Annotated in this window: 11 protein-coding genes and 4 pseudogenes; 8 read left to right on the top strand and 7 right to left on the bottom strand. The window is 73.1% G+C overall.

The features are described from left to right. Window positions 1–9: 9 nt before the first annotated feature. A complete protein-coding gene (locus ACFSL4_RS22045; protein WP_381085550.1) occupies window positions 10–783 on the bottom strand; it encodes a SigB/SigF/SigG family RNA polymerase sigma factor in 774 nt (257 codons plus the stop codon). Window positions 784–1109: 326 nt separating this feature from the next. Between ACFSL4_RS22045 and ACFSL4_RS22040 the strand changes: the two genes are divergently transcribed. The 4 genes from ACFSL4_RS22040 (at window position 1110) to ACFSL4_RS22025 (ending at window position 4454) form a co-directional block, all read left to right on the top strand. Further along, window positions 1110–2903 (top strand): thiamine pyrophosphate-requiring protein, encoded by a 1794-nt coding sequence (locus ACFSL4_RS22040; RefSeq protein ID WP_381085547.1) that lies wholly within the window; start codon window positions 1110–1112, stop codon window positions 2901–2903. A gap of 80 nt (window positions 2904–2983) precedes the next feature. Next, window positions 2984–3376: a DUF2795 domain-containing protein gene (locus tag ACFSL4_RS22035; RefSeq protein ID WP_381085544.1), complete on the top strand. Its 393-nt coding sequence runs from the start codon at window positions 2984–2986 to the stop codon at window positions 3374–3376. A 39-nt stretch (window positions 3377–3415) separates the two neighbouring features. Next, a complete protein-coding gene (locus tag ACFSL4_RS22030; protein WP_381085541.1) occupies window positions 3416–3856 on the top strand; it encodes a CBS domain-containing protein in 441 nt (146 codons plus the stop codon). A 58-nt stretch (window positions 3857–3914) separates the two neighbouring features. Continuing rightward, window positions 3915–4454 (top strand): type 1 glutamine amidotransferase domain-containing protein, encoded by a 540-nt coding sequence (locus ACFSL4_RS22025; protein ID WP_381085538.1) that lies wholly within the window; start codon window positions 3915–3917, stop codon window positions 4452–4454. Between the two features lie 112 nt (window positions 4455–4566). Here the strand turns inward: ACFSL4_RS22025 and ACFSL4_RS22020 are convergent, their stop codons facing one another. Next, window positions 4567–4830: a DUF6158 family protein gene (locus ACFSL4_RS22020; RefSeq protein ID WP_381085535.1), complete on the bottom strand. Its 264-nt coding sequence runs from the start codon at window positions 4828–4830 to the stop codon at window positions 4567–4569. An 87-nt stretch (window positions 4831–4917) separates the two neighbouring features. Between ACFSL4_RS22020 and ACFSL4_RS22015 the strand changes: the two are divergent. Further along, a pseudogene (locus ACFSL4_RS22015) lies at window positions 4918–6032 on the top strand (baeRF2 domain-containing protein). Window positions 6033–6240: 208 nt separating this feature from the next. Here ACFSL4_RS22015 and ACFSL4_RS22010 read toward each other — a convergent pair. Further along, complete coding sequence (locus ACFSL4_RS22010) at window positions 6241–7860, bottom strand: ABC-F family ATP-binding cassette domain-containing protein (RefSeq protein ID WP_381085532.1); 1620 nt, start codon at window positions 7858–7860, stop codon at window positions 6241–6243. 127 nt (window positions 7861–7987) lie between these two features. On the opposite strand from ACFSL4_RS22010, the gene ACFSL4_RS22005 reads away from it, so the two are divergent. The 3 genes from ACFSL4_RS22005 (at window position 7988) to ACFSL4_RS21995 (ending at window position 10635) form a co-directional block, all read left to right on the top strand. Next, window positions 7988–9478 (top strand): bifunctional phosphatase PAP2/diacylglycerol kinase family protein, encoded by a 1491-nt coding sequence (locus tag ACFSL4_RS22005; RefSeq protein ID WP_381085530.1) that lies wholly within the window; start codon window positions 7988–7990, stop codon window positions 9476–9478. Between the two features lie 128 nt (window positions 9479–9606). Next, window positions 9607–10422 carry a class I SAM-dependent methyltransferase gene (locus tag ACFSL4_RS22000; protein ID WP_381085553.1) on the top strand — a complete coding sequence of 272 codons (816 nt, stop codon included), beginning with the start codon at window positions 9607–9609 and terminating at the stop codon, window positions 10420–10422. Window positions 10423–10464: 42 nt separating this feature from the next. Beyond that, window positions 10465–10635: a hydrophobic protein gene (locus tag ACFSL4_RS21995; protein ID WP_381085527.1), complete on the top strand. Its 171-nt coding sequence runs from the start codon at window positions 10465–10467 to the stop codon at window positions 10633–10635. Window positions 10636–10750: 115 nt separating this feature from the next. Here the strand turns inward: ACFSL4_RS21995 and gvpJ are convergent. The 4 genes and pseudogenes from gvpJ to ACFSL4_RS21975 form a co-directional block, all read right to left on the bottom strand. Continuing rightward, window positions 10751–10930, bottom strand: a pseudogene (gene gvpJ / locus ACFSL4_RS21990) (gas vesicle protein GvpJ); the annotation flags it as partial. Window positions 10931–10938: 8 nt separating this feature from the next. Beyond that, window positions 10939–11702, bottom strand: a pseudogene (locus ACFSL4_RS21985) (GvpL/GvpF family gas vesicle protein); the annotation flags it as partial. Between the two features lie 415 nt (window positions 11703–12117). Next, a complete protein-coding gene (locus ACFSL4_RS21980; RefSeq protein ID WP_381085524.1) occupies window positions 12118–13965 on the bottom strand; it encodes a transketolase in 1848 nt (615 codons plus the stop codon). Then, window positions 13962–14221 (bottom strand): annotated as a pseudogene (locus tag ACFSL4_RS21975) (hypothetical protein); the annotation flags it as partial. The pseudogene ACFSL4_RS21975 and the gene ACFSL4_RS21980, both read right to left, overlap by 4 nt.

The raw sequence follows: 14221 nt of genomic DNA, 5'->3' as shown, positions 1-14221 counted from the left end.
TGTTTCCGTCTACTTGAACAACCCGGGCAGATCATAAATTCGCCAGCGGAGTCCGTGCATCTGGGAAATGCCGAGGCGTTCGGCGATGCTGTTCTGGGTCATGTCGTCGAAGAACCGCATGTACAGGATCGCGCGCTCACGCTCGGGCAGGGCCCGCAGCCTGGGCTTGACGGCCTCGCGGTCCACGACCGTGTCGAGCGCGGGGTCGGGGTGGCCGAGGGCGTCGGCGAGCGAGTAGCCGTCCTCGCTGCCCGGCAGCTCGGCGTCCAGTGAGAGCGCGGTGAAGCTCTCCAGGGCCTCGAGGCCCACCAGGACCTCCTCCTCGTTCATCCGCGCGTGCTCGGCGATCTCGGCGACGGTGGGCCTGCGGCCCGAGACCGTCTGCGAGAGGTCCTGGCAGGCGAACCGCACCCGGTTGCGCAGGTCCTGGACGCGGCGCGGCACGTGCAGGGTCCACATGTGGTCGCGGAAGTGGCGCTTGATCTCCCCGGTGACGGTGGGGACGGCGTAGCTCTCGAAGGCGTGGCCGCGCCCGGGGTCGTACCGGTCGACGGCCTTGACCAGGCCGAGCGCCGCCACCTGCCGCAGGTCCTCGTGGCTCTCGCCGCGACTGCGGAAGCGCCCTGCGAGCCGTTCGGCCATGGGCAGCCACGCCTCGACGATCTCGTCGCGGAGTGTGTCGCGCTCCCTGCCCGGGGGGAGCTCGCCGAGCCGGCGGAAGGCGTCGGCCGTGTCGGGGGCGTCGTCGTGGGGGTGGTGCTTCGCGCTCACTCGGTTTCGCATGGTGCGTCGCAACTCCCTAGCTGCTGCCTTGGGGGACGGTCACCGTGGGAGGGGGCACCCGGACGGACGCACACCCGTGGCAGGGATCCACCGCTCCCACGGACGTGCCTCCTGTCCGAAGCACTGGAAAACCGCCTGCCCCCCGGCATGCGCCGCAAACACCGGACGCCCGGCGACCGGTCCGGCCACGCGACCGGGCCGGCCACGCAACCGGGCCGGCATGGGCCGGCCGTGCCATCGTGGGCGTCACGGCAGGTTTTCCCCGCACGGCCCGGGTGACTCGACAGGGGCGATCCCCACGCCCCTCTTCCCACGGGAGGTCCCCGATGAGCACCAAGGTCGCCGACCATGTCCTGGAGCGCCTGCGCGAGTGGGGCGTGGAGCACGTCTTCGGCTATCCCGGCGACGGCATCAACGGCCTGCTCGCCGCCTGGGGACGCGCCGAGGACCGGCCGGGCTTCCTCCAGGCGCGGCACGAGGAGATGGCGGCCTTCGAGGCGGTCGGTTACGCCAAGTTCAGCGGCTGTCTCGGAGTGTGCGCGGCCACGTCGGGACCCGGTGCGATCCATCTGCTCAACGGCCTGTACGACGCCAAGCTCGACCACGTCCCCGTCCTCGCGCTCGTCGGCCAGACGCACCGCACGGCGATGGGCGGCTCCTATCAGCAGGAGGTGGATCTGCACACCCTGTTCAAGGACGTGGCCTCGGACTTCGTGGAGACGGTGAACGTCCCCGAACAGCTGCCCAACGTCCTGGACCGCGCGATCCGCACCGCGTACGCGCGCCGCGCGCCCACCGCGGTGATCATCCCTGGGGACGTGCAGGAGCTGGACTACTCACCGCCGACGCACGCCTTCAAGATGGTGCCCTCCAGCCTGGACCGCAGCGCGTGGACGGCCCTGCCCACGCCGCGATCGCTGGAGCGGGCCGCCGAGGTCCTCAACTCGGGCGCCAAGGCGGCGATCCTGATCGGCCAGGGTGCGGCCGGGGCGCAGCCGGAAGTGGAGCGGATCGCCGAGGTGCTGGGCGCCGGCGTGGCGAAGGCGCTGCTCGGCAAGGACGTGCTGAGCGACGAACTGCCGTATGTGACCGGCTCGATCGGCCTGCTGGGCACGCGCCCCTCCTACGAGCTGATGCGCGACTGCGACACGCTGCTCACGATCGGTTCCTCGTTCCCGTACACCCAGTTCCTGCCGGACTTCGGCAAGGCGCGGGCCGTGCAGATCGACATCGACCCGCACATGGTCGGGATGCGCTATCCGTACGAGGTGAATCTCGTCGGTGACGCGAAGGCCACCCTTCAGCGCCTGATCCCGCTGCTGGACAGGGACCGCGGGCGCGAGTGGCACGAGACCGTGTGCGCGAACGTGGCGCGCTGGCGCGACGTGATCCGCAAGCGGGCGGAACTGTCCGCGGACCCGATCAACCCGGAGTACGTGGCCCGGGCGCTGGACCCGCTGCTGCCGGGCAACGCGATCGTGACGTCGGACTCGGGCTCGGTGGCGAACTGGTACGCACGGCACCTGACGATGCGGCCGGGGATGCGGGCCTCGCTGTCGGGGACCCTGGCGACGATGGGCTGCGGGGTGCCGTACGCGATCGGCGCGAAGTTCGCCCACCCGGACCGTCCGGCCATCGCGCTGGTCGGTGACGGGGCGATGCAGATGAACGGGCTCGCGGAGCTGATCACTGCGGCGAAGTACCAGGACCGCTGGGAGGACCCGCGGCTGGTGGTGGGTGTGTGGAACAACCATGACCTCAACCAGGTCACCTGGGAGATGCGGGCCATGGAGGGCGCTCCCTCCTTCCTGCCTTCCCAGGAGATCCCCGACGTGCAGTACGCGTCGTTCGCCCGCTCCCTCGGGCTGACCGGCATCCGGGTGGAGAAGCCGGAGGACGTGGAGGCGGGCTGGCACGCGGCCCTCGACGCCGACGGCCCGGCGGTCGTCGAGTTCCTCACGGACCCGGCGGTGCCGCCGATCCCGCCGCACGCCACCTGGCAGCAGATGGAGTCCACGGCGGCCTCGATCCTGAAAGGCGACGCGGACCGCGGGTCCATGGTCCGCCAAGGCTTCAAGGCGAAGGTGCAGGAGTTCCTGCCCGGGCGCTCCCGCGGCTAGGGCCCGGCCATCCGCCGGGTCTCCCGTGTCGATCCCCGTCCACCGGGTACGCGGGGGACCCCGAAGATCTGGAGGGAGTCATGCAACGAGGCAGCGACCGGCTGAACGTCCACCGCGACGACGAGATGAAGCACGAACTGCAAGGGCTGCTGCGGTCCGGTCACCCGACCCGGACCGAGGAGTGGTACGACCCGGAGCCGACCGCCGACGACGACCCCGCCGCCTGGGCCGGTCCAGTGGTTCCGCCCGATGCGCGGTCCGTGGCCGATGTGCGCTACGAACTGGCGCGGGTCCTGGGCCGTACCGCGTTTCCGGCGGGGCCGTCCGAGCTGATCGACGCACTGCGCAGCAGGTACGCACCGGACGCGCTCGTCGAGCCGCTGAGGCGGCTGTCGCGCTCCGCGCGCTTCGCCAACGCCCAGGAGCTCGCCGAGGCCGTCGTACGGACGCAGGGCGGCCCGCCGAACGATTAGCCGCCGTCCGCGGCCGTGACGGCGGGAAGGGATCAGGCCATGGGTGATTTCGCCAGGGAGGCCATGGCACCGGGCGTCGTGGCGGTCCCTCCGGACGTCTCACTCGCCGAGGCGGCGCAGCCGAGGCGTGCGCAGGATGTCGGGGACGTCCTCGGCGGCGATGGCGGGAGGGTCCTCGGTGTGATCACCGACCGTGACGTCACGCTGCGGGCCGTCGCGGACGGCGCCGCGCCGCTGACCGTGAGCGCCCAGGCGGTGTGCACCCGCGCCCCGGTGGTCGTCGGCCCCGACGCCCCCGTGGCAACGGCGGTCTCGCTGATGCGCGGGCACGCCGTGCGCCGGCTGCCGGTCGTGGAACGGGGACGGCCGGCCGGCGTGGTGGGTCTGGGCCACCTGGCGGTCGCAAAGGACCCCACGTCGGTGCCCGCCGGCATCAGCCGGGCGGCACCGGGCGGCACCACCGGGGGCACACGGGTGTGAGGGGCCGTACGGGTGACGGGCCGGGGAACACACAGCCGCAGAAAGGACAGTGAGCATCATGCGTATCGCCTTCCTGACCGCGCCTGAGGGCGTGGAGCAGGTCGAACTCACCGAACCCTGGCAGGCGGTGGCCGACGCCGGCCACGAGCCGGTCCTGGTGTCGACGAAGCCGGGTCATGTGCAGGCGTTCCACCACCTGGACAAGGCGGACACCTTCCCGGTGGACGAGGTCGTCGGCCAGGCGCGTGCCGAGTCGTTCGACGGGCTCGTCCTGCCGGGGGGCGTGGCCAACCCGGACTTCCTGCGGCTGGACCGGCGGGCCGTGGAGTTCGTCCGGGCGTTCTTCTCCCACGGCCGCCCGGTCGCCGCGATCTGCCACGCGCCGTGGACGCTGATCGAGGCGGATGTCGTACGCGGGAGGACCCTGACGTCGTGGCCGAGCCTGCGCACGGACATCCGCAACGCGGGCGGCACCTGGATGGACGAACAGGTACGCATCGACGTGGGGCCCAACAAGCTGATCACCAGCCGCAAGCCGGGCGATCTGAAGGCGTTCACCGAGGCGATCCTGACGGAGTTCGCCCGGCAGAACGCGTAGGAAGCGTAGGCCGAGCGGCGAGGCGGCTGCGCCTCCCGCCGCCGCCTCGGACGCACCCGCCGGCCCGCCACGGCGCCCTGGGACGCCGTGGCGGGCCGGCGGGTGCGTGCGCTCAGCGGGCGGGTTCCGCACTGGCGCCCGGCTCGGGCATCGCCGGGCCCCGCTCCCGGGCCCCGTCACGCGTCCGGCCCGCCACGATCAGGCGGCGCGGATGGCGGCGCAGATACTCGCCCTCCAGCTGGGCCATGCGGTCGTTGTGCGCACGCAGCGCGTCGTTCGAGCCGTACAGCAGCGTGTCGTGACGCGTGCGGTGGATCGTCTCCAGCTCCTTCATGAGCTGCTGGTCGGTCAGGCGGCCCGGGTCGACTCCGGTCATGGTGGCACCCCGCTCGTCGTGATTGCTCGCTGCGGTCCGGGTACCCGCCCCGGAAAGCAATACCCGAGCGGCATCCGGGAGGGAGCCATGGATCTCGCCTTTCTCCATCCACTGTACGAACATCCCGGCGCCTGGGCCTCCGTATACGTCGGCGCCTCCCGGCACACCGAGTCCACGGCCCACTAGCGTGCGCTGACCGCCCAGGCCCTGGCCCGGGGGTCGGCCGAGCGCGGCGCGGACGAGGCGATGTGGGAGGCCGTGCGCGCCGCGGTGCAGGAGCCGGCGCAGTGGCCAAAGCCGCCCGGCAGGGCGCTGTTCGCCCGTGCGGGCGAGGTCGTCCTGGACGCCCCGCTGACCGCGGCGCCGCCGGACGGCCCGGCCCGCTGGGCGCCGCTGCCGCACACCGCGCCGCTGCCGGATCTGGCGGGTGAGGACCTCGTGTGCGTGGTGGCGTACATCGGCCGCAAGGGCGCCGAGTTCGAGTCGCGCGGGGCGTGGGGCGGCCGGGACGCCGGGTCGGTGACCGCGAGGCAGTGGCCTGTGCACCGTACGGGCGGCGCGGACCGGTCGGTGCGGCACTTCCGGTTGCGGGTGGAGAACACCAGGGAGCACAACGCGGCGGAGATCGCGGACGTGCTCGTCGTGTGCCAGGAGGAGACCTCCGCCGACCTGCTGATCCTGGTCGCCGGGGATCGCGAGCGGCGCGCCGTGCACGAGCGGCTGCCGCACCGGCTGCGCGACCACGTGGCCGACCACGTGGCCGAGGCGCTGCACGGCCTGGGCGGCCGGCTGCTGGACGAGGACGTGGCACGGATCCGCGCCGGGCACGCGCACCGCCGGGCCGCGGAGGACCTGGAGCGCTTCCTGGCCGCGCGGGCGCCGGACGGACAGGGGCGCACGGGCGCCGTCGAGGGCGTGCCCGCGGTCGTCGAGGCGGCACTCGAACACCGGATCGACGAACTCCTGGTCCTCCCGCAGGGCCCGGACACGGACCGTGAGGTGTGGATCGGAACGGAGGCGGACCGGGTCGCGGCGCGGCGCACGGACCTGGAGTCGCCGGGCGAGCGGCACGCCCGGCCTCCGCGGACGACGCGCTGCTGCGCTCGGCGGTGGCGACGGGGGCGGCGGCCGTCTCGGTGACGGACGCCGCGGCGGACGAGGTGCCGGCGGGCGGGGTGGGGGCGTTGCTGCGCCGGGCATAGCGCGGGAACCCCTGGCCAGTGCCCCGGCAGGCGACGTTTGCCCCGTCGAGACGCCCGGCACGCTCCCCCAAGCTCTTCGAGCAGGGGGCACCCCCACTCGCCGCACCGGCCGAAACCCCGAGTACGTCCAGTACGAGGGCTTTCGTCCGGCACGCCGAGAGCACGCACCGGACACCGCGGGCACCGCACAGGACCTTCGAAACACCCCCTAGCGCGCCCGCTCCACCCTCCCCTCGTCCCACACCGGCCCCGTCGTCTCCCGTACGCGGCCGTCGGCGCCGAAGACGAGCCAGCGGTCGAACGCGCGGGCGAACCACCGGTCGTGGGTGACGCACAGGACCGTGCCCTGGTACGTCTCCAGTCCCTCCTGCAGGGCCTCCGCCGACTCCAGGTCCAGGTTGTCCGTCGGCTCGTCGAGCAACAGCGCGGTCGACCCCTGCAGTTCGAGGAGCAGGATCTGGAACCGGGCCTGCTGGCCGCCGGAGAGCCGTTCGAAGGGCTGCTCGGCCTGGCCCGTGAGTTCGTAGCGCCGCAGCCGGGACATGGCGGCACCGCGGTCCTGGGAGTGCTCCTTCCACAGGATGTCGAGCAGGGTGCGCCCCTCCAGCTCCGGATGGGCGTGGGTCTGGGCGAAGTGGCCCGGCACGACCCGCGCGCCGAGCTTCCACTCCCCCGTGTGGGCGATGCCCTCACCGGCGAGCAGGCGCAGGAAGTGAGACTTGCCGGATCCGTTGGAGCCGAGGACGGCGACGCGTTCGCCGTAGAAGACCTCCAGGTCGAAGGGGGCCATGAGGCCGGTGAGTTCGAGTCCCTTGCAGGTGATGGCCCGTACGCCGGTGCGGCCGCCCTTGAGCCGCATGGTGATGTCCTGCTCACGCGGCGGCTCGGGCGGCGGCCCGGCCTCCTCGAACTTCCGCAGCCGGGTCTGCGCGGCGCGGTAGCGAGAGGCCATGTCGGCGTTGTTCTCGGCTGCCTGACGCAGGGTCAGCACCAGCTTGCGCAGCTGGGCGTGTCTCTCGTCCCAGCGGCGGCGCAGTTCCTCGAAGCGCGCGAACCGTTCACGGCGGGCCTCGTGGTAGGTGGCGAAACTTCCGCCGTGCACCCAGACGTCGGCGCCGGCCGGTCCCGGTTCGACACTGACGATCCTCTGCGCGGCGCGGGCGAGCAGCTCCCGGTCGTGGGAGACGAAGAGCACGGTCTTGCGCGTCTCCCGCAGCCGCTCCTCCAGCCATCGTTTCCCGGGGACGTCGAGGTAGTTGTCGGGCTCGTCGAGGAGCAGGACCTCGTCGGTGCCGCGCAGCAGCGCCTCCAGGACGAGCCGCTTCTGCTCGCCGCCGGACAGGGTGCGGACCTGGCGCCACTGGGCCTTCTCGTACGGGACGCCGAGTGCGGCCGTGGTGCAGATGTCCCACAGGGTCTCGGCCTCGTAGCCGCGCGCCTCGGCCCAGTCGGCGAGGGCCTGGGCGTAGCGCAGCTGGGCGGCCTCGTCATCGACGGTCATGACGGCGTGCTCGGCGGCGTCGACGGCCCGCGCGGCCTGGCGGATGCGGGGCGGCGCGACGGAGACGAGGAGGTCGCGTACGGTCGTCTCGTCCCGTACGGACCCCACGAACTGCCGCATCACGCCGAGCCCGCCACTGGTGGTGACGGTGCCGCCGTGCGGCTTGAGCTCGCCGGAGATGATCCGCAGCAGGGTGGTCTTCCCCGCGCCGTTGGGGCCGACGAGCACGACGACGGCGCCCTCCGCGACCCGGAAGGACACGTCACCGAGCAACGTCCTGCCGTCCGGGAGGTGGTACTCGAGGTGCGCGGCTTCGAGGTGTCCCATGGGGCGCATTGTGGGCGGGCGCGCGGGAGCCGGGCAAACGGTTATCGCTCCCGCCGCGGCGGGGCCCGCACGGCTCCCGGCCCGGCGGGGCCCGCACGGTTCGCCCGAGGCGGGGTACCCGCAGCCCATGACCCCAGACGTGGACCTCACCCTCCGCCCGCCCGGCCGGCACCCGCTCCGGGACCGGCTGGTCGTGTCCGACTGCAGTCTGTTCGAGGCCATCGCGGTCCGTCACTGGCCCGGCGCGGGCCCGCTCCTGCCCCGTCTGAGCCGTGCCGCCAACCACGGCGTCCTGTGGTTCGCCACCGCGGCGGTCCTCACCGCAACCCGGTCCCCTCGTGCCCGCCGGGCCGCCGCCCGGGGGGTCGCCTCCCTCGCGCTCGCCTCCGCCACCATCAACACCCTCGGCAAGCGCACGGTGCGCCGCCCCCGGCCGGTCCTGGACCCGGTCCCGGTGGTCCGCCGGCTCAAGCGCCAGCCGATCACCACGTCGTTCCCGTCGGGTCACGCCGCCTCGGCCGCCGCCTTCGTCACGGGCGTCGCCCTGGAGGCGCGGGGCTGGGGCGCGGCGGTCGCCCCCCTCGCCGCCGCCGTCGGCGTATCCCGCGTCTACACGGGCGTCCACTTCCCGAGTGACGTGCTGGCGGGCGCGGCCCTGGGCGCGGGCGCCGCCTTCGCCGTGCGCGGTCTCGTCCCGCCCCGAGGCCAGCCGCCGCCGGCCCTCCCCCGTGCGGACGCACCCGCGCTGCCCGACGGAACGGGACTCGTGGTCGTCGTCAACAAGGGCGCGGCGACCGCGGACCGCATGGGCGCGCTGCTGGACGCCCTGCCCGGTGCCGAGACCGTCGAGTGCGAACCGTCCGAAGTGCCCGGCGAGTTGGAGAAGGCGGCGACCCGGGCCCGGGTGCTCGGGGTGTGCGGCGGCGACGGCACGGTGAACGCGGCCGCGGACGTCGCCCTGCGCCACGGCCTCCCGCTCGCCGTCCTGCCGGGCGGCACCCTCAACCACTTCGCGCTCGACCTCGGCATCGAGGACATCCGCGAGCCGGTCGGTGCCCTCCGGCGGGGCGAGGCGGTCCGCGTGGACGTGGGCCGTTTCTCCGCGGGCGCGACCCGCGGCTGCTTCCTCAACACCTGCAGCCTGGGGGTGTATGCGGAGCTGGTGCGCGAGCGGGAGCGCTGGGCGCACCGGATCGGCGGCTGGCCGGCCGGTGTGCTGGCCGCCCTGCGGGTGCTGCGGGCCGACCGCCATCCGCTGCGCGTCGAAGTGGGCGGCAGCACCCGCCCGCTGTGGCTGCTGTTCGCCGGCAGCGGCCTGTACCACCGCATGGGGCTGGCACCCGCCCGCCGCTACGACCTGGCCGACGGACAGCTCGACGTGCGGGTCGTGCACGGCGGCCGCCGTCCCGCCGGCCGGCTGCTCGCCGCCGCTCTGGCGGGCCCGTTGTCCCGCTCCCCGTCGCACGCGGCGGTCCGTGTGCGGCGCCTGAGCCTCGACGGTGTGGCCCCGGGCACACTCCTCGCGTACGACGGCGAAGTCACCCGCGTCGAGGGGGAGGTGACGTTCGAGAAGCTGCCGCAGGCACTGACCGTCTACCGCTCGCTCCCCACCGGGTGATCTCGGGAGCACCCCTGCCCATCGTCCGCATCACAAGACGCGGGTCTCATTATTCGGCATGAGCGCCTACGGTGGTGCGCAGCGCCCCCGGCGACGCCGGGGGGCCGTACGAGGAGAAGAGGAAGGTCATGCCGAAGGAGACGGCCGTCTACACGCACGGCCACCACGAGTCCGTGCTGCGCTCGCACACCTGGCGCACCGCCGCCAACTCGGCGGCGTACCTCCTCGGCTCGATCAGGCCGCACATGAAGATCCTGGACATCGGCTGCGGCCCGGGCACCATCACCGCGGACCTGGCGGCGCTGGTCCCCGACGGCCATGTGACCGGTGTGGACCGCGCGCCGGAGATCCTGGAGCAGGCCCGGGCCACGGCCGCGGACCGCGGGCTCACCAACGTCGGCTTCGCGGTCGCGGACGTGCACGCGCTCCAGTACCCGGACGACACGTTCTGCGTGGTCCACGCCCATCAGGTGCTCCAGCACGTGGGTGACCCGGTGCAGGCACTGCGCGAGATGCGCCGGGTCACCAGGCCCGGGGGGTTCATCGCCGCCCGTGACGGGGACTACGGCGCGATGACCTGGTACCCGGCGTCCGGGGGCCTGGACGGCTGGCTGGACCTGTACCGCCGGGTCGCCCGCGCCAACGGCGGCGAGCCGGACGCCGGGCGGCGCCTGAGGTCGTGGGCGCTGCGGGCGGGCCTGCGGGACATCACGGCCACCTCCAGCACCTGGACCTTCGCCACCGCCGAGGAGCGGGCCTGGTGGAGCGGGCTGTGGGCGGACCGCACGCTCGCCTCCGCGTACGCGGACCGCGCCACCGAGGGCGGCCATGCGACCACCGACGGGCTGCGGGCCGTATCGGATGCCTGGCGGGAGTGGGGGCGGCAGGAGGACGGCTGGTTCTCCGTACTGCACGGAGAAATCCTCTGCCGAAAGAACGTCTGATTCCTGCTTTTCGGGAAACCCGGAAGACAGGAGGTTGACACTATGGTTCCGATCCTGCTGGTTCTTCTGCTGGCCGTGATTCTCTTCGGCTTCGGTTTCGCGGTGAAGGTGCTGTGGTGGATCGCGCTGGCGGTGCTGGTCATCTGGCTGCTTGGATTCCTGGTGCACAGCACGACAGCGGCCGGAGGACGCGGTCGATGGTATCGGTGGTGACCGGCCTGTGATCCGCCCTTCGCCGCCGGTTTCCTGATCCGTCCGACGGTGTCGGGCTCCGGGTCCGGCCGGTTGCACGGCGTGCCGGGTGTCCTGTCGGCCATGGTCCCGTGGCCTGCGGCCAGGACGAGGGGACCCGGGCGTTGACCGAGCTGACCAGCGCGTTCGGATCGGTGCGGACGAGGTCGGCGCCGGCGATCCGCAAGGTGACGTCACCGGTGACGACGACCCCGTCGGCCGGCAGCCGGTCGAACAGGTCGACCGGTGCGACCTCCTGGTGTTCGACGGCGCCCACGCCGCTGCCTCCGCCGTCAGTCCGGTGAAGGAGTAGGGCGCCCAGGGACCGGTGGGCTCGACCCGGATTCCCGGGGCGTCGTCCCCGGTGCGGTCCACCAATTCGACGAATTCCTCCGAACGGGCCCGCGGCACCGGATATGCCGCATTGAGCACGTTGCACCCTGAGGCACCGGAACGCGTGGCACTCTGCGGGGCATGCAGTCGGGAATCCTCGGCGTGCGCCGAAAGCAGGTCATGCAGTCGGCGCGCGAATCCATCAGCCTTCTGCCGCATTTCCTCGTGAGCCACGGTACGCCTACGACGTTGCCGGAGACAATCGCTTCCGGACGCGGGCCTCGCGGTGGGCGGACCGCTTTCCGCCGGTCCTTCCTCACCGTTGTCGACGTAGGCCTTGACCCCCGTTCGACGCGCCCGTTCAGCCGGTCCAGGGCGTGCCGGAACTCCTTCTCGTGCTCCTCGACCATCACTCGGACGCCGCTGTCGTCCTGGAACACGGTGCCCGACCGCAGCGGCAGCGGAGTGGTGACAGCGGTGAGCGCGTCGATGACGTTCTGGTGGGCGCGGGCCGTGGCGGTCAGCCACTCCGGGTCCTCCAGATGCTCCTTGGGCGGCTCCTCGGCGAAGTCCTCCTCCGGGACCCTGCTGAGGACGACGATGAGCCCCTGGTGCTCCAACTGCCCGGCGGGAGCGCCCGCCACCCCGGTCAACTGTGCCCGGAGAGGGGCGGCGAGGGGAGGGCAGACCGCGTAGGCGTACCGGAGGGTGGTCACGGTGACTCCTTCCTGCGCCGCGCCGGCCGCTTCCTGCGCCGCGCCGACCGCGCACCTTCGAGCTGCTCCTCGCCGCGGGTGCCCTCCAGCCGCTCCGGACGGGCGCGCAACCCGGCGTTCTCCCGGGAGAGTCCGTCACACCGGGCGCGGGGGGGGGCAGGCCGGTCGGCTCCTCGAACTGGGCGCGCGCCCGGCGCAGCACCTCCATCGGGTTCGGCCGCCCCCGGCCGCGCCGTTCTCCGACTGCTTGGGGTGATCCTGTGAATGCGATGCACGTGATGTGCTCGTCACGGCGACCTCGTACGCCGAGCACCCACCCCCACCCGCACAAACATGCGAAGCCGGGTTCGGCCCGACCGTTCACCCGCGGCGATCAGCCGACCGCGACGCGTCCTTTTCACGTCGCCCCCTGCGGTCACGGCACGACGGCGTGCTCCACCAGCAGCCGGGCGGCGGCGGAGATCGACCCGGCGTCGATGCCCGCCGCGTGCAACTGCTCGGCGGGCGTCGCCGAGCCCGGCATCGTACGGACAGCGAGCCGCACCAGGCGCGGAACGGGGCGCCCGTCGAGGAAGGCGTCCAGGACCGCATCGCCGAGTCCTCCCTCCTCGCGGTGGTCCTCGACGGTGAGGAGACAGCCGGTGCGGTCCGCGGCCTCGCGCAGGGTCGCGCGGTCGACGGGCTTGACCGAGTACAGGTCGACGACCCGGACCCGGATGCCCTGTCCGGCGAGGACGTCGGCGGCACGCAGCGCCTCGTGGACGGTGACTCCGGCGGCGACGAGGGTGAGCCGGTCCTCGGGGGACGCGCGCAGCACCTTGCTGCCGCCGACCGGGAACTCCTCGGTCGGCCCGTAGATGACGGGTGTCTTCCCGCGTGTGGTGCGCAGATAGCGGATGCCCTCCAGGCCCGCCGTCGCGGCGACGAGCCGGGCGGTCTGGTTGGCGTCGCACGGGTACAGGACGGTCGACCCGTGCACCGCGCGGAACATCGCGAGGTCCTCCAGGCCCATCTGCGAGGGCCCGTCCGGGCCGATGGCGCAGCCCGCGTGGGAGCCGACGAGATTGATGCCGGAGCCGCTGATCGAGGCCATGCGGACGAAGTCGTGGGCGCGGGTGAGGAACGCGGCGAACGTCGAGGCGTAGGGCAGCCAGCCGCGCGCGGCCATGCCGACGGCGGCGGCGACCATCTGCTGTTCGGCGATGTAGCACTCGAAGTAGCGGTCGGGATACTCCTTGGCGAAGTATTCGGCGCGCGTGGAGTCGCCGACCTCGCCGTCGAGGACGACGACGTCGCCGCGGGCGGCGCCGAGCGCGGCGAGCGCCTGCCCGAAGGCGTCTCGGGTGGCGACCTCGCCGCCGATGTCGTAGCGCGGCAGCTCCAGGTGGCCGCCCTGCACGGTGTGCAGCATGCGGGCCGCCGGCGGCGGCTGCACCTCGACGCGCACGTCCCGTACGCCGCCGAGTTCCGCGATCGCCTCCTCGGCGTCCGGCAGGGGCTTGCCGTGCAGGCCCTCGCGGTCCTCCACCGCGGCGACGCCCTTGCCCTTGAGGGTGCGGGCGATGATCGCGGTGGGCTGGCCGGCGGTGGACTCGGCCTCCGTGTAGGCACGCTCGACGGCCTCGACGTCGTGCCCGTCGACCTCGACGGTGTGCCAGTCGAACGCCTGGAAGCGGCGTGCGTAGGCGTCCAGGTCATGGCCGTGGCGGGTGGGTCCGCGCTGCCCGAGCCGGTTGACGTCCACGAGGACGATCAGGTTGTCGAGGTGCTCGTGTCCGGCGTGCTCGGCGGCCTCCCACACCGATCCCTCGGCCAGTTCGCTGTCGCCGCACAGCACCCAGACGCGGTAGCCGGTCCGGTCGAGCCGTTTTCCGGCCAGGGCGACGCCGACGCCGACGGGCAGCCCCTGGCCGAGCGAGCCGGTGGCCGTCTCCACCCAGGGCAGCCGACGGGGCGTGGGGTGCCCTTCCAGACGGCTGCCGAGCTTGCGGAAGGTGAGCAGTTCGGTCTCGTTGATCGCTCCGGCGGCCTTGTAGGCGGCGTAGAGGAGGGGTGAGGCGTGTCCCTTGGAGAGGATGAAGCGGTCGTTGGCGGGATGGGCGGGGCGTTCGAAGTCGTAGCGGAGGTGGCCCGCCAGCAGCACGGCCATCAGGTCCGCGGCGGACATCGAGGAGGTGGGGTGTCCGGATCCGGCGGCCGCGGCGGCGCGGACGCTGTCGACGCGCAGCTGCCGGGCGAGATCGGTGATGCGACGAGTGTTCATGAGTTCTCCTCCGTGCCGGACGACGGGTCGGGAGGTCCGGGTACACGGGCCAGTTCGGGGGACGCCGTGTCCAGTGGCACGGACCAGGAGCGCACCAGCCCCAACTGCACGGCCTGGCGCGGCAGTACGGCGTCCAGCAGCCAGTCGGCGGCGACCCGCACCCGGTTGCCGGGCATCGCCGCGAGGTGGTGGCCGCGGGCCGCGGCCGCGGCGGAGCGCTCGGCCTCCCCGGCGGCGCCCCGGGCCTGCCCGGCCA

Origin of the sequence: Streptomyces caeni (genome assembly GCF_042678285.1) — a bacterium.
Classification (GTDB): Bacteria; Actinomycetota; Actinomycetes; order Streptomycetales; family Streptomycetaceae; genus Streptomyces; species Streptomyces caeni.
The sequence above is the reverse complement of the archived record's forward strand: the minus strand, read 5'-3'. Positions and strand labels throughout refer to the sequence as shown.